The organism is Enorma phocaeensis, assembly GCF_016901575.1.
Classification (GTDB): Bacteria; Actinomycetota; Coriobacteriia; order Coriobacteriales; family Coriobacteriaceae; genus Limicola; species Limicola phocaeensis_A.
The window spans coordinates 59608-79842 of sequence record NZ_JACJKQ010000005.1 but is presented as its reverse complement, the minus strand read 5'-3'; the positions used below and the strand labels follow the sequence as shown (position 1 = coordinate 79842).

19 protein-coding genes and 1 tRNA gene are annotated in these 20235 nt (G+C 64.8%); 8 read left to right on the top strand and 12 right to left on the bottom strand.

Translation table 11 applies throughout. The annotated features are described in order from the left end of the window. The 8 genes from H6A15_RS05220 to H6A15_RS05185 form a co-directional block, all read left to right on the top strand. On the top strand, positions 1–440 hold a 440-nt coding region (locus H6A15_RS05220; RefSeq protein WP_239462372.1), incomplete at its 5' end, for an FHA domain-containing protein. An 8-nt stretch (positions 441–448) separates the two neighbouring features. After that, on the top strand, positions 449–862 hold the full coding sequence (locus H6A15_RS05215; RefSeq protein ID WP_087409804.1) for an FHA domain-containing protein: 414 nt from the start codon (positions 449–451) through the stop codon (positions 860–862). Further along, positions 859–2610, top strand: a complete 1752-nt coding sequence (locus tag H6A15_RS05210; protein WP_204672693.1) for a Stp1/IreP family PP2C-type Ser/Thr phosphatase — start codon at positions 859–861, stop codon at positions 2608–2610. Before H6A15_RS05215 ends, H6A15_RS05210 begins: the two co-directional genes overlap by 4 nt. Next, the gene (locus H6A15_RS05205; RefSeq protein ID WP_204672692.1) at positions 2607–5516 is read left to right on the top strand and encodes an FtsW/RodA/SpoVE family cell cycle protein; all 2910 of its coding nucleotides are present in this window, start codon (positions 2607–2609) and stop codon (positions 5514–5516) included. Before H6A15_RS05210 ends, H6A15_RS05205 begins: the two co-directional genes overlap by 4 nt. Before the next feature lie 150 nt (positions 5517–5666). Beyond that, positions 5667–7643 carry a Stk1 family PASTA domain-containing Ser/Thr kinase gene (gene pknB / locus H6A15_RS05200; protein ID WP_204672691.1) on the top strand — a complete coding sequence of 659 codons (1977 nt, stop codon included), beginning with the start codon at positions 5667–5669 and terminating at the stop codon, positions 7641–7643. Positions 7644–7805: 162 nt separating this feature from the next. Beyond that, a tRNA-Arg gene (locus H6A15_RS05195) sits at positions 7806–7881 on the top strand. 205 nt (positions 7882–8086) lie between these two features. After that, positions 8087–8734 (top strand): TetR/AcrR family transcriptional regulator, encoded by a 648-nt coding sequence (locus H6A15_RS05190; protein ID WP_239462371.1) that lies wholly within the window; start codon positions 8087–8089, stop codon positions 8732–8734. 155 nt (positions 8735–8889) lie between these two features. After that, a complete protein-coding gene (locus tag H6A15_RS05185; protein WP_204672689.1) occupies positions 8890–9312 on the top strand; it encodes a hypothetical protein in 423 nt (140 codons plus the stop codon). A gap of 106 nt (positions 9313–9418) precedes the next feature. Here the strand turns inward: H6A15_RS05185 and H6A15_RS05180 are convergent, their stop codons facing one another. The 12 genes from H6A15_RS05180 to H6A15_RS05125 all read right to left on the bottom strand — a co-directional run bounded on the left by H6A15_RS05180 (position 9419) and on the right by H6A15_RS05125 (position 20126). Beyond that, positions 9419–9586 (bottom strand): hypothetical protein, encoded by a 168-nt coding sequence (locus H6A15_RS05180; RefSeq protein WP_239462370.1) that lies wholly within the window; start codon positions 9584–9586, stop codon positions 9419–9421. Positions 9587–9870: 284 nt separating this feature from the next. Beyond that, on the bottom strand, positions 9871–12495 hold the full coding sequence (clpB, locus tag H6A15_RS05175; RefSeq protein ID WP_204672687.1) for an ATP-dependent chaperone ClpB: 2625 nt from the start codon (positions 12493–12495) through the stop codon (positions 9871–9873). Between the two features lie 345 nt (positions 12496–12840). After that, positions 12841–13677 (bottom strand): transporter substrate-binding domain-containing protein, encoded by an 837-nt coding sequence (locus H6A15_RS05170; RefSeq protein WP_204672686.1) that lies wholly within the window; start codon positions 13675–13677, stop codon positions 12841–12843. 5 nt (positions 13678–13682) lie between these two features. Further along, the gene (locus H6A15_RS05165) at positions 13683–14525 is read right to left on the bottom strand and encodes an amino acid ABC transporter ATP-binding protein (RefSeq protein ID WP_239462369.1); all 843 of its coding nucleotides are present in this window, start codon (positions 14523–14525) and stop codon (positions 13683–13685) included. Positions 14526–14528: 3 nt separating this feature from the next. Beyond that, entirely contained in the window at positions 14529–15203 is a 675-nt protein-coding gene (locus tag H6A15_RS05160; RefSeq protein WP_204672685.1) for an amino acid ABC transporter permease, read from the bottom strand. Next, a complete protein-coding gene (locus tag H6A15_RS05155) occupies positions 15196–15537 on the bottom strand; it encodes a hypothetical protein (protein WP_239462368.1) in 342 nt (113 codons plus the stop codon). The genes H6A15_RS05160 and H6A15_RS05155 overlap by 8 nt, the downstream gene beginning before the upstream one ends. Positions 15538–15730: 193 nt before the next feature. Further along, positions 15731–16048 (bottom strand): hypothetical protein, encoded by a 318-nt coding sequence (locus tag H6A15_RS05150; RefSeq protein ID WP_204672684.1) that lies wholly within the window; start codon positions 16046–16048, stop codon positions 15731–15733. 388 nt (positions 16049–16436) lie between these two features. After that, positions 16437–16940 (bottom strand): winged helix-turn-helix domain-containing protein, encoded by a 504-nt coding sequence (locus tag H6A15_RS05145; RefSeq protein ID WP_204672683.1) that lies wholly within the window; start codon positions 16938–16940, stop codon positions 16437–16439. Between the two features lie 86 nt (positions 16941–17026). After that, the gene (locus H6A15_RS05140; protein WP_204672682.1) at positions 17027–17536 is read right to left on the bottom strand and encodes a hypothetical protein; all 510 of its coding nucleotides are present in this window, start codon (positions 17534–17536) and stop codon (positions 17027–17029) included. 174 nt (positions 17537–17710) lie between these two features. Continuing rightward, positions 17711–17989 carry a cysteine-rich small domain-containing protein gene (locus H6A15_RS05135; protein WP_239462367.1) on the bottom strand — a complete coding sequence of 93 codons (279 nt, stop codon included), beginning with the start codon at positions 17987–17989 and terminating at the stop codon, positions 17711–17713. A 301-nt stretch (positions 17990–18290) separates the two neighbouring features. After that, positions 18291–19040 carry a carboxymuconolactone decarboxylase family protein gene (locus H6A15_RS05130; protein WP_204672680.1) on the bottom strand — a complete coding sequence of 250 codons (750 nt, stop codon included), beginning with the start codon at positions 19038–19040 and terminating at the stop codon, positions 18291–18293. A gap of 144 nt (positions 19041–19184) precedes the next feature. Next, positions 19185–20126: an SIR2 family NAD-dependent protein deacylase gene (locus H6A15_RS05125; protein ID WP_239462366.1), complete on the bottom strand. Its 942-nt coding sequence runs from the start codon at positions 20124–20126 to the stop codon at positions 19185–19187. Positions 20127–20235 lie beyond the last annotated feature (109 nt).

Genomic DNA, 20235 nt, shown 5'->3' with positions numbered 1-20235 from the left:
CCTTTGCCCCCAACATCCCCGACCCCGTGGTGAGCGTGCCCAAGACGGTGAGCCGCGAGGCCCTCGCGGGCATGGGCGGAGCAGCGGCGACGGGCGCCTCTCTCGGGGCTGCCGCGAGCATCGCCTCGAACATGGTCAACCCTCGCTCCGCGGCGCAGCCCGCCGCCCAGCTGGTCGACGTCGTGACCGGAGAAGCCTTCGAGGTGCGCGCGCCGCAGTGCGTCATCGGGCGCGAACGGGCGTCCTCGGACGTCGCGCTCAAAGACCCCAACGTCTCACGCCGCCACGCCCAGATCATCTGCGCGGGGGGCGCATGGTCCATCGAGGACCTCAACTCCACCAACGGGACGCTCGTCAACAACCGCCGCGTCACCCGCTGCCCGCTGCGCGACGGAGACCTGCTCACCTTTGGCCTTAGCACGTTCGAATTTAGGGGCTGAGCTGCCACATGATCGATATCACCCTCTTCGTAGGCAGGATCGTGCTCGTCGTCCTGCTGTACATCTTCCTTTTCGCCGTCATGAAGACCGGCGTCGGGTTGGTGCGCGGCCAGCGACGCGACTCCGCCATCTGGACCATCGACGTCGACAAGGGGCCGCGCGGCATTCGCGGCATCCACGTCGACATGCTGGGCCCGGTCATCGTCGGCCGCTCCCCCAGCTCTGACATCTGCATCAACGAGCCGTTCGTGTCGGCAAGCCACGCACGCTTCTCGCTGCAGGGTCCCGCGCTTGTCATCGAGGACCTGAACTCGCTCAACGGCACGCTCGTGAACGGGCACCAGCTGCTTGAGCCCGCCACCCTGCGCGAGGGCGACGAAGTCCAGATCGGCGACGTCGTTATGAAAGTGAATCGCCGATGACCACCGACGAAGACCGCATCTTTCCGCCGCTTGAAGGCTATGACCGCCGCCCCGCGCCCGCCGGCGCCGAGGGCGGAACCGTGCCTCAGGGCGACGCCTTTGCGCCTGTCGACGAGACCGCGTCGGTCGCGCCTGCCGGGGCGAGCCTGCCTGCAGACGAGGACGACGAGGCCCCGCTGGCAGGCGCCCACCTGCGCGTCGAGCCACAGCCGACGCCCGTCGCAGAGCCCGAGCACATGGCCGCACCAGACATCGACGCAGCAGTCGCCGCGCCTCTCGAGGCCTCCGCGCCCGAAGGTACCGGCGACGCTTCGTTCCGAGAGGCGCCCTTCGCGGGCAGCGCTCCCGCAGACGACGGGGCCACGCCCTATGAAGAGACCTCGCGCGCGAGCGCGCAGGTCGCCCAAGGGGTGTCCGCGCGCCCTGACACCACGGCCGAAATCGATGTGACCGCCGTGGAGTCGCGCCTGGGCGACCCGGGTTCGACCATGAGCTTCGCGCCCATCACCGAGGAGCGCATCGACACCGACTCGACCTACGACGCGGGCACCACGACCTCGCTCATGTGGGGCGCCCGTTCCGACGTGGGATGCGTGCGCACGCACAACGAGGACTCCTATCTGGTTCAGTCGCCGCTGTTTTGCGTCTGCGACGGCATGGGAGGGCACGCCGCCGGCGAGGTGGCATCCTCGATCGCCGTCGAGACCGTGGCGCGCATGGCGCCCAAGGCGGCAGACCCCTCGCAGCTCGCAGCCGCCATCGAGGCCGCGAACGCCGCCATCATCGAGGCGGCTGAAAACGGCCTGGGCAAGCCCGGCATGGGGTGCACGGCGACCGCGGCCTACATCGAGGGCAACACCATCGCCCTCGCGCATGTGGGCGACTCGCGCGCCTACCTCGTGCACGAGGGCACGCTGATCCGCGTGACCCGCGACCACTCCTATGTCGAGGAGCTCGTGGACGCCGGCGAGATCACCGCCGACGAGGCGCGCGTACATCCCAACCGCTCGGTCATCACCCGCGCGCTCGGGTCCGACCCCGCCATGTATGCCGACCACTTCCAGCTCAACATCGAAGAGGGCGACCGGCTCATCCTGTGTTCCGACGGCCTTTCGAGCATGATTCCCGACGGCGAGATCGAAGAGATCGCCAACCAGTCGGCAACGGCGCAGATCTGCGTCGACAACCTGGTGGACGCGGCGCTCGCCGCAGGAGGCTCGGACAACGTCACCGTCGTCGTGGTCGACGTGGTGGATGACGGACGCATGCGCGAGATCATGCGCAGGCGTCGCCGCAACGTCATCATCGCGCTCGTCGCCTTCGTGGCGACGTTTGCCATCGCAGGCATCGTGCTCGCCGTGTCCATCACCAACTCGCTCTTCTTGGGCGTGAAGGACGACCACGTGGCGATCTATAACGGCATCCCCGAAACGTTTTTGGGCATCGACCTCTACTGGCTCAACGACGAGACGGCCATCGAGCTTGAGAACCTGCCCGAAGACACGCAGAACCGCCTGCGCGACGGCATCCCGCAGTCGAGCATGGACGACGCGCGCGACACGCTGTCGCGCTACCGTAAGCAGATCGACGAGGCCCTGACCCGCCAGGCGAATATCGCCGAGGCGGTGGGCAACGTATCCCCCGACGCCGCCGCCGGCGCATACGACGAGGGCTCCTCGGGCGAGGGCCCCGAATCAGCCGACGCATCAGGCGACGAAACGACCCAGGAAGGAGGCGCAGCGCAATGAGTAGCCGACGCAACACAGAGCTCTTCCTGCTCATAGCTGCAGCGTTCCCCGTAACCCTGCTGTACGCCATGTATGTGGTGTTTACCGGCACCGCCCTCACCTTCGGCACGCTCGCCGTGCCCATCGGGCTGTTTGTCGCATTCGCCGCGGCCCACATCGCCGTGCGCCTTCTGGCCCCGGGCGCAGACCCCGCGATCCTGCCTGTGGTGTTTGCGCTGTCGGGCATTGGCATCACCTTCGTCACCCGGCTCGCGCCCGAGCTCGCCATGAACCAGATCGTCTTTCTGTTTGTGGGCATCGCCCTCATGGTGGGCACGCTCGCCCTGGTGAAGAACCTCGACGTGGTGCGGCGCTACAAATACACGCTCGGCATCATCGGCATCATCCTGCTCATCCTGCCCATCTTCATCGGCGTCGAGCGCGGCGGCTCGCGCCTGTGGATCAGCATCGCAGGCATCTTCACCATCCAGCCCGGCGAGTTTGCAAAGGTACTCATCGTGCTGTTCCTGGCAGGCTATCTCGCCGAGAACCGCGAGCTGTTCTCCATTGCGAGCCACAACATCCTGGGCTTCAAGCTCCCCCGCCTGCGCCTGTTCGTGCCGCTGCTTGTGGTGTGGGGCATCTGCCTCGTCATCGTGGCCTTCGAGCGCGATCTGGGCAGCGCCCTTCTGTTCTACACCATCTTCCTCATCATGCTCTACGTGGCCACCGGCCGTTTGTCCTACGTGCTCATCGGCCTCGTGCTGCTCGGCGTCGGCGGCTTTGGCGCCTACCAGGTGATGAGCCACGTCCAGACCCGTTTCCAGATCTGGCTCGACCCGTTCCAGGACGCCCAGGGCGGCGGATACCAGCTGGTGCAGTCGCTGTTCTCGCTCGCCGACGGCGGCCTGGTGGGCACAGGCATCGGCAAGGGCCTTGCGGTGAACATCCCGGTCGTCGAGTCCGACTTCATCTTCTCCTCCATCGGCGAGGAGATGGGACTGCTCGGCGGCTCGGCGGTGCTCATCCTCTTTATGCTCTTCGCCGTTCGCGGCCTCACCACGGCAGCGCGCGCCAAGAGCGACCTCGCCGCCTTCAGCGCGACCGGACTCACCGCGGCCGTCAGCTTCCAGGCGTTCCTCATCGTGGGCGGCGTGACCCGCCTCATCCCGCTGACGGGCGTGACCCTGCCCTTCATGAGCCAGGGCGGTTCGTCGCTGCTCGCCAGCTTCATCATCGTCGCCCTGCTCATGCGCGCCGGCGACGAGGCGACCGGCCGCGAGACCGAGCTCACCGGCACAGGCATCATGACCTCGCTGCCCGAGGCCTCCGCCGAGGTCGCGGCGGGCGCCGTGGCGAGCAAGGCGGGCACGCGCATCTTCAATGGTCCCAAGGCCCCTCAGGGGGCGGGCACAACCGGCGGCGGCTCGCATGCGCGCCCCGGCTCCCGCCTGCGCCGGCGCCTGCTCGACACGCCTGAGTCGGGCGTACTGGGACGCGTGGCGCTCGCCAAACGCCTCACCCGCACGGTGTTCCTGTTCACAGCTCTGTTTGCCGTCCTCATCGGCAACCTCACCTATATCCAGGTCATCCAGGCAGATGAGTACCAGAGCATGCCCTCCAACAACCACACCATCGAGCGCTCTCGCTACATCAAGCGCGGCTCCATCATCACCTCCGACGGCGTGACGCTCGCCGAATCGCTGCAGCAGGAGGACGGCACCTACGTGCGCTCCTATCCCAACGGCAACCTTGCGGCGCACACGGTCGGCTACTACTCCACGCAGTACGGCTCCGCCGGCATCGAGAGCTCCATGAACGACACGCTCACCGGCTCGAAGGACTATTCCAGCTGGGAGAACGCCCTGAACTCGCTCGCAGGCACCTCGCAGCCGGGCAACTCGGTCATGCTGACCATCAACTCGCGCATCCAGCAGGCAGCCGAGCAGGCCTTGAGCGGCCTTTCCGGCGCCGTGGTGGTGCTCGACCCGCGCACGGGGGCGGTGCTCGCCAAGGCGAGCTCGCCCACCTACGACAACACCGACATCGCTTCGGTGCTCGCGGGCAACACCGCGGACTCGGCCATGTACGACCGCGCCACCCAGGCGCTCTACACGCCGGGCTCCACCTTCAAGGTGGTCACGCTGTCCGCGGCGCTCGAGACCGGCTTCGCCACGCTCGACACCACCTACAGCGCCCCCGCCGAGATGGATATCGGCGGAGCGCCAGTCACCAACGCCGGGGACGTGGGCTATGGCACCATCAGCCTGCAGCGCGCCTTCGCCGTATCCTCCAACGTCGCCTTCGGCCAGCTGGCGGTCGACCTTGGCGCCGAGACCCTCGTGCAATATGCCAACGCATATGGCTATGGCACCTCCCTCGGCCAGGATTTCTCGACCACGCCCTCGATCATGCCCGATCCGTCGACCATGACGGAATGGGAGACCGCCTGGGCGGGCGCCGGCCAGCCTGTCGGCCAGGGGCATACGCCCGGACCGCAGGTCACCACCATGCAGAACGCGGTCATGGTCGCCGCCGTCGCCAACAACGGCATCGCCATGAACCCCTACGTGGTATCGCAGATCCTCGCTCCCGACGGAACCGTGGTGAGCACCACCCAGCCGCGCTCGCTGGGACAGCCCATCAGCGCAAGCACCGCCGAGCAGATTCGCGAAGCCATGCTCTCCGTCGTCCAGAGCGGCACGGGCGGCGAGGCAGCCATCAGCGGCGTCCAGGTCGCCGGCAAGACCGGCACCGGCGAGGTCAACAACGACAACGCGAACTCCACCTTCGTGGGATTCGCGCCCTATGACACACCGACGGTCGCGATCTCGGTCGTGATCGAGAACTACTACGACCACGACATCTCGGCGGCGTCCGTCGCCGGGCGAGTTCTGGCTGCGGCGCTCGCCGCCCAGAGCTCGTAGCCCCTCCCGATGCGGGCGCCCCTCCTGTTTGGAAGGCATCCGCATCGCGGCAGGCGGTCGTGCGCAGCAGGATCGCGGTGTTGAGTTGGAATCAACCCCGAGGGGTACAAATCACCTCGGGCATGGATGAGTTTGGTTAGGAGCACACAGATGGAGCAGCAGGTCCTCGGGGGAAGGTACCTCCTCAAGGATAAAGTCGGTTCGGGCGGCATGGCCACCGTCTACCGCGCGCAGGATCAGGTTCTCGACCGCACGGTGGCGGTCAAGATCATGCTGCCGCAGTATGCGGCCGACGCGACATTCGCCGCGCGCTTCAAGCAAGAGGCCCAGGCGGCCGCCGGCCTTCAGAGCCCCTACATCGTAGGCGTCTACGACTGGGGCAAAGAGGGCGACACCTACTACATCGTGATGGAATACCTCCGCGGCACCGACCTTAAGAGCGGCATCCGCTCCCACGGGGCGCTCGATCCCAAGAAGGTCGCGCAGATCGGCTCTCAGATCTGCGCCGCGCTCTCGGTCGCACATAAGCACGAGATCATCCACCGCGACATCAAGCCGCAAAACATCATGGTGCAGCCCGACGGCAACATCAAGGTGATGGACTTCGGCATCGCCCGCGCCAAGAACAGCCATCTCACCCAGGACAACAACGTGCTGGGCACCGCCCACTACGTCTCCCCCGAGCAGACGCGCGGCCAGGAGCTGGGACCCACTTCCGACATCTACTCGCTCGGCGTGGTCATGTATGAATGCGCCACCGGCAAGGTTCCCTTCGACGGCGACGACGCCATCTCGGTTGCCCTCAAGCAGGTCAACGAGCTGCCCGTCCCGCCCTCGCAGGTGAACCCCGGCGTCGATGCCGACCTCGAGCGCATCATCTTGCGCTGCATGGAGAAGGACCCCGCCAATCGCTTCCAGACCGCCGACGAGCTGCGCCAGGTGCTCAACAGCTATCTCGCCGGGCGCACGGTCGACGTGCCCGAGCCGACGCGCGTCATCAGCGCGGGCGTTGCCGGCGTGGGCGCCACCGAGACCCGCGTCATGAGCGACCAGACGCGCGCCATGGCGCGCCCCGCCGTCGAGAGCACGCGCTCTGCCGGCAGGGCCCCGCTCAGCGGCGCCTCGAGCTCCTATGAGGAGCCCGAGAGGAGCGGCGGCAAGGGCAAGATCGTCGCCGGCGTCATCCTCGTCATCGCCCTCCTCGGCGTCATCGTCGCGTTCGCCGTGAACCTGTTTGGCAACAGCGCCACCATGGTGGACGTGCCCAACGTCATCGGCATGACCGAAGAGGAGGCCCGCAGCGAAATCGAGAGCGCCGGCTTCACCGTGGGCAGCGTCGACCCTGGCTATAGCGACGAATATGACGAGGGCGAGGTCATGGACCAGACCCCCAAGGGCGACAACGGCCAGCAGGCACCCGAAGGCTCCGAGATCGACATCACCGTGTCGCGCGGTCCTTCGACGGAGCAGGCCGAGATGCCGGACCTTATGGGCCGCACGCGCTCTGAGGCCGAGTCCATGCTCCAGCGGCTCAACATCACCTATGAGATTCGCGAGCAGGAGAGCGAGACCGACACCGAAGACACCGTTATCGATCAGAGCCGCGATGCCGGCGAGATGATCGACGAGGGCGAGACCGTCACCGTGACGGTTGCCGTGAGCCCCGATTCCGTCGAGGTCCCCGACCTCACCGATATGACCGAGTCCCAGGCCCGCAGCGCCCTGTCCGACGCCGGCTTTGGCATGAACATCGTTGCGCGCGAGTACAGCGGCACCGTTCCCGAGGGCACGGTCATCAGATGGAACCCCAGCGGACGTCTGGCGAAGGACACCACCATCGACGTCGTCATCTCGCGTGGACCCGAGTCCACCTCGGGCAGCGGCAGCGGCAACAACGGCGGATCCGGCTCTGACACCGGCGGCTCCGGCTCCGGGTCGAGCGACTTCACCGATGCCGACGCCTCCGCGCTCGTGGGCACTTGGGAGAGCAACCTCAGCGTACCCGACGGCATCACGGTGAAGAAGCAGTACGAGCCCAGCAACGACTACGACACCGGCATGATCATGGACGCCACCCTCTCGGGAAACACCCTTACGGTGATCATCTCCAAGGGTAGCGAGGAGTAGGTCGAACGGTTCTGGGACGTGAGCCCCTCGACTGATCTGGGAGCCTTCGGCAATGCGCCGGAGGCTCCCTTTCTATGCAGTCCCTTCACCTCGTCTGTGCTTTCTGCCGACGTCCCGTCATCCCTGCGCGGCGTGCGCGCTTCTGCTAGAATCACATTGTTTGCCTCCGTAGCTCAGGGGATAGAGCACCGCTCTCCTAAAGCGGGTGTCGACGGTTCGAATCCGCCCGGGGGCACCAGACTTTGATGGCGGCGTCGCTTATGCGGCGCCGCTTCTGGTTTTATTGACGATATGTGCCTAAATGTCTTGTCAATATGTCAGAATGTGCCCCATGGTCCCATTCCGCGAACCCGACCTCAAAGGCTCGGGCCATGGGACCGTGATATGCCCGCCTTATGAGGGCGAATCGGCACACATTGCACATCTCAAGAGAGGTGACGGCGTTGAGCGAACCACGCACCAACCAGTCCCGTCAAACACGTCTTGCACACGACGCCCGCAAAGAGGAGCTCCTTCGAGCGGTCATCGACGTGTGCGCACGAGAGGGCATCAGCAAGCTCTCGGTCTCCAATATCACCAAACATGTCGGATGCACCCGCTCGCTGTTCTATCACTACTTCCCCAACAAAGAGGCAGCGCTCGAGGCTGCGCTCGACTACACCATCGACGCCTTCATCGAGCGGCTGCGCACCTGGAACGCCGGCCGCACACGTGGCGACATCGAAGGCGCGCTCGACTCCATCGCCGTTCTGCTGCGCTCAATGGTGCTGCAGACGCCCGACCTGCCGAAGGCCATCTCGGTGGGCGGCGATGCCGTGCTGTATACCGACTTTGTGCACCGCGTGGCCGAGCGCTGCGCGCGGTACATGTGCGAGTCGACCGTCGTTGAGTTCCAGCGCTATCACGAAGTGCTGATCGACCACGTCTTCGAGACCTTCTACGTGCTCATCAGCGGCCTCATCATGTTCATACGCTCGCATCCCTACACCTCCACCGAGGTAATCAAGGACATCATCGCGAGCACCTTGCACATCGAAGGCTTTACCGCCAAGTATGCCAATCGCAACCCCGAGCTGCCCGCGACGGCATAGGCTTATCGCGCCCCACGTCACGTCGCCGCCGCATCCGCGTATACTAGGCAGTTGACCGACCATGTGCGGGCATCCTGGGCCGAACTTTCTGGCAAAGCCCAGACTCGCGCGCAGAACAGATGCCGCCACACACGAAGAAACCCCGGGAGGTTCTCATGTCATCCGCTCGCAAGCTGCTCAAAATCGTGAGCTTTATCCAAGTCATTCTCGCCGTCGTCACCGTCGTCCTGGGCGTCATGGGCGCAAGCGGCGCGGGCTCCGCTACAGGAGAGGTCAACCTCCTCGTCATCGCTCTCGAAGCGTCGGTTGCCGCAACGATCGGAGGCGTGCTCGCCATCGTTTTGGGCGTAGCGCTCTTTGCGAGCGCCGCCATGGGCGTGCGCGGGGCCAATCGCCCCAGCGCGCTGGGCAGCCACATGGCGATCTCCGCGCTCTGCGTTATCCTGGGCATTATCGGTGCCTTCATCTGCCTGAACGCGAGCGCCATGCCCGCCGCCGTCTGCTGCGCGTTTGACGCCGTCCTAGGCGTGCTCGCGGCGCTCTACGACTCAAAGGTGAAAAAGGAGCTCGACCGGTAGCCCTCGCACAGCCAGCCCATAGATGCCATGCTGTATTCCTCCGGCGGCACGGCGGGACTGTCGCCCTCCCCCAAGGCAGCAGCATGCGACCGCATGACCGATTCAGCTATCCCCATGGATCGCGTTCGAAAAGCGGCTCAGGCTCGGGCCGGCGGTCGGAATAGGGATCATACCCGTCGTCATCCTCGTTTTCCGCACGGATAAACGGGTCGGGCCGTGCGTCCTGCCGGCGCGCGTCGCGCGCGGTCGCCTCTTTCTTATCTGAGTGTTCCAAGATAGCTCCCCTCGCCATAGCGTCCCTCTCCTAGTATGGCAAGAACTGCCTTCTCCAACGATGTCGTTTGTGCCAATTTGAGCATCTCCCTCTCTCCACCCTGTCCCGAGCAAGGCAGAAAGACGTAACGTGAAGCGGCGGCCCGAACAACTCTGCTCGGACCGCCGCCTTCCCTCCCTTCTCTCTTTTGGCGCGGACGCGTCGTCCCAACGGGAGCGGCCAACGGCCACCGAATCGGAACGCCCCGACGAGTGGATGAAACGACCCCGTCCCCGAATGACTCGCTACGCCTCGGGCACCTCATAGGTGGGAGCCGGGCCCGAGGCGTCCTCTACCACGAAGAAGCCGCCGTCGGTGTCCGCGTCCACCGTCACCTGGTCGCCTTCGCGCACCACGCCGTCGATGATGGCCTTGGCAATGCAGTCCACCACCTCGCTCTGGATAAGACGCTTCAGCGGACGCGCGCCATAGACCGGGTCGAGGCCGCCTACTGCAAGCATCTGCTTGGCACTCGGCGTGACGTCAAGCGTCATGCGCTCCTTTGCCAGACGCTCGCGCACCTCGGCCAGCTGGATATCCACGATTCTCTCGATCTGCGCCATGCCGAGCGGATGGAACACCACGATGTCGTCGATACGGTTCAAGAACTCCGGACGGAACGTCTTGCGCATGGCGTCGTCGACCTCGCGGCGCATCGCCTCGTCATCCTTGCCGGAGAGCTCCGCGATGGCGCTGGAACCCACATTCGACGTCATGATGATGATCGTGTTCTTGAAGGACACCTGACGACCCTGGCCATCGGTCAGGCGGCCGTCGTCGAGCACCTGCAGCAGCACGTTGAAGACATCGGGGTGCGCCTTCTCCATCTCGTCGAGCAGAATCACGCTGTAGGGACGCCTGCGCACCGCCTCGGTGAGCTGGCCGCCCTCCTCGTAGCCCACGTATCCCGGAGGCGCGCCGATGAGGCGCTGGACCGAGAACTTCTCCATGTACTCGGACATGTCGATGCGCACGAGCGCGCGCTCGTCGTCGAACAGGCACTCGGCCAGCGCTTTCGCCAGCTCGGTCTTGCCAACGCCGGTGGGGCCCAGGAAGAAAAAGCTGCCGATGGGCTTGTCCGGATCGGAGAGGCCCGCCCTGCTGCGACGCACGGCAGATGCGACCGCGACCACGGCCTCATCCTGGCCGATAACGCGGCGGTGCAGCTCGCCTTCGAGGTTCTTGAGCTTGTCGAGCTCGCCCTGCATCATCTTCGACACGGGCACACCGGTCCAGGCAGAGACGACCTCGGCGATCTCGTCGGAGGTCACCTGCTCGTTCAGACCCTCGCCGTCGCCGCGCTGGGCAGCGATCTCGGCCTCGGCCTCTTGGACCTGGCGCTCGAGCTCGGGAATGCGCGCATAGCGCAGCTCGCTGGCTCGGGCCAGATCGCCCTCGCGCGTGGCACGCTCCTCCTCTCCGCGCGCGTCGTCAAGCTGGCCTTTGAGCTCCTGGACGCGGTCGATGGCGCCCTTCTGGTTGAGCCACCCCGCCTTCTGGACATTCAGCTTCTCCTGCACCTCGGCGATCTCCTGGCGCAGCGTCTCCAGACGCTCCTTCGAGGCGTCGTCGGTCTCCTTCATAAGGGCCTGCTCCTCGATCTGCATCTGGGTGAGCTTGCGCTGGGTTTGGTCGATCTCGACCGGCATGGAGTCAAGCTCCATGCGCAGGCGGCTTGCCGCCTCGTCCACCAGGTCGATGGCCTTGTCGGGCAGGAAGCGGTCGGCGATGTAGCGGTCCGAGAGGTCCGCCGCAGCGACGAGCGCGCTATCGGTGATGTGCACGCCGTGGAAGATCTCGTACTTCTCCTTGAGGCCGCGCAGGATGGAGATGGTGTCCTCAACCGTAGGCTCGCTCACCAAGACCGTCTGGAAACGACGGGCGAGCGCGGCGTCCTTCTCGATGTACTTGCGATACTCGTCGAGCGTGGTGGCGCCGATGGCATGCAGATCGCCGCGGGCGAGCGCCGGCTTCAAGATGTTGCCGGCATCCATGGAGCCCTCGGTGGCGCCCGCGCCCACGATGGTGTGGAGCTCGTCGATAAACAGGATCACGCGACCCTGTGCCTTCTCGACCTCTTTGAGCACGGCCTTGAGACGGTCCTCGAACTCGCCGCGGTATTTCGCGCCCGCCACGAGTGCACTCATATCGAGTTCGATGAGGTCGCGGTCACGCAGCGTCGAGGGCACGTCGCCCGCAACGATGCGCTGGGCGATGCCTTCCACGATGGCGGTCTTGCCCACACCCGGCTCGCCGATGAGCACGGGATTGTTCTTGGTGCGGCGCGAAAGCACCTGGATGGTGCGGCGGATCTCCTCGGTACGGCCGATGACCGGGTCGAGCTTGCCCGCGCGAGCGAGGTCGCAGATGTTGCGCCCATACTGCGCCAGCGCCTCAAACTGGGTCTTGTCCTCAGCCGACGTCACGCGGTCGTCCCCGCGAAGCTCCTGATAGACCTCCTCGATGCGCTCAGGCGTGACGCCCGCGTCCTTCAGCACGCGGGCCGCCTCGTCTTTGCCTTCGGACAGCGCCATGAGCAGATGCTCGGTCACCACGAAGTTGTCCTGCATTTTGCTCGCACGTTTCTCGGCACGCTCGAGCGTGCGCACAAGGTCGCGCGAGAGCCCCATCTCGGCACCGTCTCCCGAAACCTTCGGAGCCCGCTCCACGGCCTCCTGGGTGGCGCGCGCCAGCAGCTGAGGGTCGGCGCCGATACGCTCGATGATCACCGAGATGTTGCGCTCGCCGCCGGTCAGCAGCGCGGCCAGCAGGTGGATGGGCTCCACCGCACCGGCCTGCGCATCGCTCGCGATGCCCATGGCCGTCTGCAGCGCTTCGCGAGCAGTCATTGCCAGCTTGTCGATTCTCATACGAATCACCTCTCTTGGGGTGTGCCGGCCCGCGCGGCGGCGCATGGGTCGGCCCGCTGCCCTACGGGGCAGCATTCATCTGTTCGAGAGGTATTGTTACCAGTCAACGCCAACTCTATACAAAATCTAAGTGTCTATATATAAGATTTTCTAAGCGAGCCTTTGAGATGGATTCGGCTGATGATTCTTTGCTGATGATGGGATTATCCACATGGGCAAACAGAGGCGGAGGCGCCTTGCCCACATGGTGCAAGACCCCCGCCCCATGGGACGAAAAGGATAAGACGAACTCGTCCCCATCCATCCCGCAATGGATGAAACGGACCCGTCCCCATCCATCCACCGCTATGCCTCGGTGATGTCGATGCCGAAGAACTCGTTTGACAGCTCGGAGAGCGTGCCGTCCTCGTGCAGCTCAGCGATGGCCTCGTTCATCGCGTCGAGAAGGCCCGTCGTGGCGTCCTCGCGCCGCAGCGGAAACGCCACGTGTGTGGGCTCGTCGTTTTCCGCCGCAATCTTGAGGCTTGCATCGGGATGCTGCGCCATGTAGTCGTAGAACACGACCTCGTCGTTGAGCGTCGCATCGATGCGCCCCGCCTCGAGCAGCTGGATGGTTTGGTTGAAGTCGTCGACGCCGGTGTTGGTGGCGCCATGGCTCTCCGCGAGCGTGGCATAGCTTGAGCCCAGCGTGTTCGCGGTCGTCCTGCCAGCCAGGTCATCCATGCTGGCGATGTCGGAATCGGCCGTGGTGATCACCACGATGCGGTTGTAGGCATAGGGCTCGGTGAAGGCATATTTCTCCTCGCGCTCCTCGGTCACCGAAACGCCGTTGGCCATGGTGTCGTAGCGTCCTGAATCGAGGCCAGCGAGCAGGCCGTCCCACTCGCCTTCGGCAAACTCCGCCTCGACGCCCAGCCGGGAGGCGATGGCGCGGGCGACCTCGATGTCGTATCCGGTGAGGTTGCCGGCCTCGTTATGGAAGGTCCACGGGCTCCACGTTCCCTCGGTGGCAAACATCATGCTGCCCCGACCTTGAATCTGCGCGAGCAGGTCCTCTCCGCCCGAGGCGGCGCCCGCCGACCCTTGGGCGCCCTCGGGCCCGCTGCAGCCGGCAAGTCCCGCAGCGGCCACACCGGCGAGCACAGACAACAGGGCTCGACGGCTCATCTCTTGGTTCATCATAGATATCAATCCTCTCCGTGTTGGTTCAGCACCGCCAAAAAAGCGCGCACGCGGTCGTTGGCGGGATGCTCGAAGAACTCGCGCGCAGGCGCCTCGGCGACCACCGCCCCGCCCTCCATGAAGACCACGCGGTCGGCCACGTTGCGCGCAAACCCCATCTCGTGCGTGACCACCAGCATCGTCATGCCGTCCTCCGCCAAGCGCCGCATCACCGAGAGCACCTCGCCGGTGAGCTCGGGGTCGAGCGCCGAGGTGGGCTCGTCAAAATACATGACCTCGGGGCTTGTCGCCATGGCCCGGGCGATGGCGACGCGCTGCTGCTGTCCGCCGGACAGCTGGGCGGGGTAGGCGTCGCAGCGGTCGTCCATGCCCACATGCCGCAGGCAGGCGTGCGCATGCTCCTCCGCCTGCGCGCGAGGCATGCGGCGCGCCGTCACAAGGCCCTCGCACACGTTTCCCAACACCGTTCGGTTGCGAAAGAGGTTGTAGCCTTGAAACACAAAGCCCGTGCGACGACGGATCGCCGCCGCCTCGCGGGCGGTGGCGCGCGCCAAGTCGTGGCGCCCACCATCAAGCTCGAGCGTGCCCGAATCGGCGCGATCGAGGAGATTCGCACAGCGCAGCAAGGTGGTCTTGCCGGAACCAGACGGTCCAAGCACGGCCACGACCTCGCCGCGACGAACCGTGAGGTCAACGCCGTGAAGCACCTCGGTCCCGTTGAACGACTTGCGGATGCCCTCGAGTCGCAGGATCTCCGGCGCCGCCGGCGCACCCACGCCCTCCTTGCTGCCCCGCTTGGCACCCTTCTTGGCACCGCCCGCGGCATCAAGCTTCTTTTCCCGCATCATGGCCTACCCCCTCTCCATGCCAAGCGAAGCCAGCTTTTTCTCTCCGAGGCTCTGAAGCCAGGTCAAAACCGTAGAGAACATGAGGTAGATGGCCGCGACCTCCAGGTACAGCGGCAGCGCCTCGTATGTTCGCGACACGATCTGCTGCGTCGCCATGAGCATCTCGAGCACCGTGATGTTCGCCGCGAGCGACGTGTCCTTTACCAGGGCGATGAGCTCGTTCGAGAGCGGCGGGAAGGCTGCCCGCAGCGCCTGGGGCAGCAAGATTCTGCGCATGACCTGCATGTAGCTCATGCCCACGCAATAGCCCGCCTCCAGCTGTCCTGCCGGCACGCTCTCGAGGGCCCCGCGAATCGTCTCGGCAGAATAGGCGCCTGTATTGATTGAAAACACGATGATCGCAGTGGGGAACGGATCAAGCACGATGCCAAAGTCGGGCAGGCCGTAGAACACCACGTAGAGCTGCACGAGCAGCGGCGTCCCGCGCACGATCCAGATGTAGAGGCGGGCAAGCTGTGTCAGCACCGGAACGCGCGTGTATTGCACGAGCGCGACCGCGGTCGCAATCACCAGCGCGCAGGCGAACGAGATGAGGGCGAGCGGCACGGTCGCCATGAGCCCCGGCACGAGAATCTTGGTAAAGGAATCCGCGAGAATTCCCAGCACGCGCTCACTCATGCGTGGCCCCCTCGCCCCTCATGCCGCGCTCCCCCGCGTCGCACGGGCCCGGCACGACGGTCTCGCCGGCATCTGCGTCGCACGGGCCCGTCCGCCCCGAGGCTCGAGACGGCTTGCACTCGCAGCCGACTCGATGCAGCAGGTGGTCGATCGCGTCGATGCCTCGCTGCGACGCATGCATCTCGTCGAGCAGTCGCTGCCGCTCGCCCAACAGCACACGCTTCGTTTCACGAGGGCGCCCCTCCTCGCACGAGCGACGCGCGCGCTCGGCCACGTCGGCAGCGCACGCGCACTCGCAGAGGCAACGTCTGACATCTTCTGGCAACTCTCCCATAGCCCAGCTCCTTTCGAGAACCATGGTAAGAAGCCAGATCAATCATGTAAAAGACCTATGTTGAATGAAGATTCATGCATTCAGTGCATAATTCATTCCGACAGATCCGCCGATCGGCTGGCACACGCATTACCAGAACCCAGGTGAGCCCTCACCTGCGATCAACCCGTCTGCCCGCTCAAGATCGCATACATCAGACCCCCTCGGTCCTACACGATCCAGCCGCTCGCCGGGACTCCGCACCGCGAGCAGAAAAGAGCAAAGGCAAGAGGGAAACGAGCGCGAACACCAGCCAGACCCACGGAAGGGAGAGCGTCGCCCCAAGGGGCACGCCGGCGGCCGAGGCCGCAAACCCGCCGGAACGCAGCGCTATGGACTGCACTGACATCATGCTGGAGCGCTCGCGTGCGGGCGCCGCCTGATGTAGCAAGGTCTGCTTGAACACCGACCACGCGCCCACAAACAGATAGAACGTGACATAGGAGCCGTCGAGCGCGGCGACGAGCCACACGCTCGCGCCTGTCGCCAAAAGGCATATCCCGCCACGTTGAGCAGCATCGCAATCATAAAAAGCCGTTTCCGACCGAGCACGTCTGCCGCGATTCCACTCGGCACCTCAAGCGCGACGGTGACTGCAAGCGTTATGCCCATGAACAGAGACAACGTCTCCAAGGTCGCGCCTCGTACCAGGAGCATCAGCGTCAGCACGGGCACCGTTAGCCCCGTCGCCCCGTTCATGAGCGCAAACACCAGCGTATGAGAAGCAGGCATGCCCATCCCCGCCTTCCGGGTCCCTAGGCCGAACGCGTCGGCGCCGATAGATTTTTCCGCGATGTCAAAGCGAGGTGCCCCGCACGCCAGCTGGCAGCGAACCTTTGCGCCGGTCGGCAGGCGGCTGCCTACCCGTCGGACGACAGACGTCCTCCCCCTTCACGATGGGGTAGCCACATGAATGAGAACTCCCAGGGGGTAGCCCCCTCGTGCGGGCGCTCGTGCCGCTCTACGATAGCCAGGATATGCCGCTGTACCTCGCGAGCCTCGTCCTCGGTAAGGTAGAGAAAGCCGGACCTGAGGTCTCCCGAAACGTTGCCGGCGTCCTTGTCACGTCGCGCGCCGCCCTCTTTGACATAGGCCTTGAGATGCTCATAGGTCGTTTGGTGCACATAGTCTACGATGAGCGCCTTTTCATCTGAAAGGTCGTCCCCGTCTTGCATGTGCAGATTGACCTGCGTAGGGACCGCGACCCAATAGCGCGCCGTCACGCCGCGCACGCGCCCCGTATGATCGAGCCGCACCAACCCCAGCGACTCGAGCTTTTTCATGTGATGCGTAACCGACGAGGCAGAGATGCCCAGCCGGTCGGCAAGCTCTTTGCAGGTAGCGGGACGGGCGACGACCGCCATCTCGCGAAGCAAGCGCTGGCCAACAAACCGATGCGACCTCTGGGGGGCCTTTCGGGCGCCCTTTTCGCGCGCCTTGGCCGATTCTTCTAAGTCAGGCGATCGATTGCAAGCTCGCAGACCGGATCGCCGCGCAGAACGGTCTGGACGAGGTGGACGGTGAACCGCTCGTCGGGCCAGAGCTCGTGCATGGCAAGCGTCACGCTCTGCCGCGAGCAGCCGCAAAGCGCCGGGTCGTCGACATACCCCGCCCCGTGCAACGGGCAGCTGCACGTTTCGAAAATGAGGCACCAGGCATGTCCAGGCCGCTCTATACGAGCCGAAACGCCGGGGATATCGCGCACCAAGCGGAAGAATTCGTCAAGATCGCCGCGCGCCTGCTCAAACAGCTCACCATACATTGCCATGGTGCCCTGCGCCAGACAGGTGCGCGCACACGAACGAAACAGTCTCTCGCGCTGCGGCTCATCCAGCACCGCCATGCCGTCCAAAAATCCCTTGAACCAGAAGCCCACGTCGATATGGCTGCATGCGTCTTCCGAGCAGCATGTCTCGGATGCCATCGCGTCGTTGCGCGCCGCCTCATATCCGTTCGCCATCGTGCACGACCTCCTCACCATCCATAGCTGTTGTAGGTCGTGTACCCGGACGGGCGCCGAGCCGCTCCGCGCTTTGCCGCCAACGCGCGACAGCGGCGGCGAACGGTGGGACGAAACAACCCCGCCCCAAACGACTGAAATGGGATGAAACGACCCCGTCCCCAAATGACCCCTCTACGAGCGGCGGGCGGCAAGCTCCCTCACGCGCTCGTACTGACGCATGATGTAGGCATAGTTTTCACGGCGATGCGGCAGCGTGCACCGCGAGCAATCCTTGATGTCGCCCGCTTCGCCCACATAGGTGAAATCACCGCCGCAGCTGTCGCCCAAACAGTACAGCGGGCAGAAGCAAAACAGGCAGTTGAGCTCCTCGGCGGGCATGTCGTGACAGGGGTAGAACTCGCATGCCGCATGATTGAAAAACTGATAGTTGCGCGTCTGCTCATCCGCCATGGCGCTCCCTCCGCATGCGGCACAGTAAGGCGGAGCCATTGTACCAACATCCCGGACGCGGCGACCTTCTGGCATAGCGAGGCGCCGTGCGGCGCGGCATGCAAAAGAGAGGATGAGCCTCGGCGCAAGCCCGGTCCTCGCGGGCAAACCCAACCCTCCGTGAGCGCCCAAGACGCGATGCAGGGCCGAGGCAGCCCCGCCGGCGGCCTCGGCCCCGCTCAAAATCCCTCTCCAGCATCCGCCAAGCTCGCAAACGTTCCAAACCTGCGACGGAGGCATGACGCGCGAGCTGCTTGATGCGCTACGCCTTCGGATATTGCTCGTCGTCCACGGGCTCGAGCCACTCGTTCGAGCAGCCCTCGCCCGGGGCCTCGAAGGCGATGTGGCTGAACCAGCTGTCCGCCGCGGCGCCGTGCCAGTGCTTCACGCCCGCGGGGATCACCACGACGGAGCCCGGCGCGAGCGCCTGCGGCTCCTTCCCCCACTCCTGGTACCAGCCGCGGCCGTCGGTCGCGATGAGGATCTGCCCGCCGCCCCGCTCGGCGTGGTGGACGTGCCAGTTGTTGCGGCAGCCCGGCTCGAAGGTCACGTTCGCCAGCCCGATGCCGCATTCGGCCGCATTGGTCAGCGGGTTCAGATACGAGTTGCCGACAAAGTACCGGGCAAAGGCCTCGTTGGGGTTGCCCATGCCGAACATCGGCTTGAACTCGGCGCCCTTGCCGTCGTCGGCCTCGTCGCCGTAGATCTTGAGCATCACGCGGAACGCAGCCCATGAGTTGGGCCAGCCGGCATAGAACGCCTCGTGCGTGAGGATTTCCGCCATCTCGTCGCGCGTCACGCCGTTGGCCTTGGCGTTTGCCATGTGATGCTCGAACGAGGTGTCGGTGAGGCCCTTTGCGACAAGCGTCACCACCGTGACGATAGAGCGCATCTTGAGCGAAAGCTTGTCCTCGCGGCTCCAGACCTCTCCAAAGAGCACGTCGTCGTTGAGCTCCGCGAATTTAGGCGCCACCACACCGAGGGTGTTACGCCCCGCCGTCTGCTTGACCATAAAGTCCCTCCTACGTGTCTGTATGTGCACAGCTCGCGGACGCGAGTTGCACCTACACCTTAGCTCTTGGAGTCAGCTCCAAGGCAAGCAGAAAGCTTGACATCGGCTGGCGAATCCTCGGCCCCACCACTACAACTCGTGGGGCTACAGCTCGCGAGCCACATCGCGCAGCACCTGGGTAATGCCTGCATCAAGCAACACAGATTGGCCAACGATCTCGCGGGGGCAGAAGCTCTCCCCCAAGTTCACGCAGGCATAGGTTGCCTTGTGGCTAGACTCCGCCATGCGCCAGAACGGATATTTGATGATCACCGGCGTGTTGCCGCCCACGCCCAGCTCGAGCAGCAGCATGCGGCATCCCTCATGCCGACGAACGAAATCCTGATACCGCGCCGCCGCCCGATGCCAGCCCGCGTCCTCCACAAACGTATCGTCGGCGCGCAGGTTCATCGACATGGGCTGGTCGCACACCGGACAGCGCGGGGCGAGCCGTTCTGGCACCATGCGGCTACAGGCATCGAGCCCGCCTGGAGGCAGCTCGAGCGTGCCGTCGCCCGCGATGGAGAACCCTTGCGCAAGGACCATGCTGCGCACCACGCTCTCGTTGTCGTATGTTGCATCGTGGCAGGGCTTGGAACACTGCCACAGGCCGTAGTCGCCCTGGGTGTAAAACAGACGACTGCGGTCAAAACCAGACCGCTGGAAGCAATGGTCGACGTTGGTGGTCAGCACAAAATAGTCTTTGTCCTTCACGAGACCATGTAGCAGCCCGTATGTGTCGGAGGGAATGGGCACATACCGGTTGATCCAGATGTAGCGGCTCCAGAACCCCCACTGCTCGGACTCCGAGGCGTAAGGGTAGAACCCGCCAGAATACATGTCGGCAAAATGATACTTGCGCACGAAGTCGGAAAAATAGCGCGCAAGACGCTCTCCCGAATAGGTAAGCCCCGCAAACGTGAAAAGGCCGGCACCAGCCCCCACCAGCACGGCGTCGGCGGCGTCAAGCTCACGAGCCAGCCGGCGCACAGAATCCTCGCAGCCCTCGCCGGTGCGCGTGGCAAACCCGCTGAAATACATGCCCATTTGTTCTCGCGTCCTCTGAGTCCTGCTTGTCTTTTCCTTTTGCCCTGGCGGGCGGCGCGCCGCCAGGGCTGCCGAAAGTCCAACGTCTGGTGTAACTTCTTCTATTACA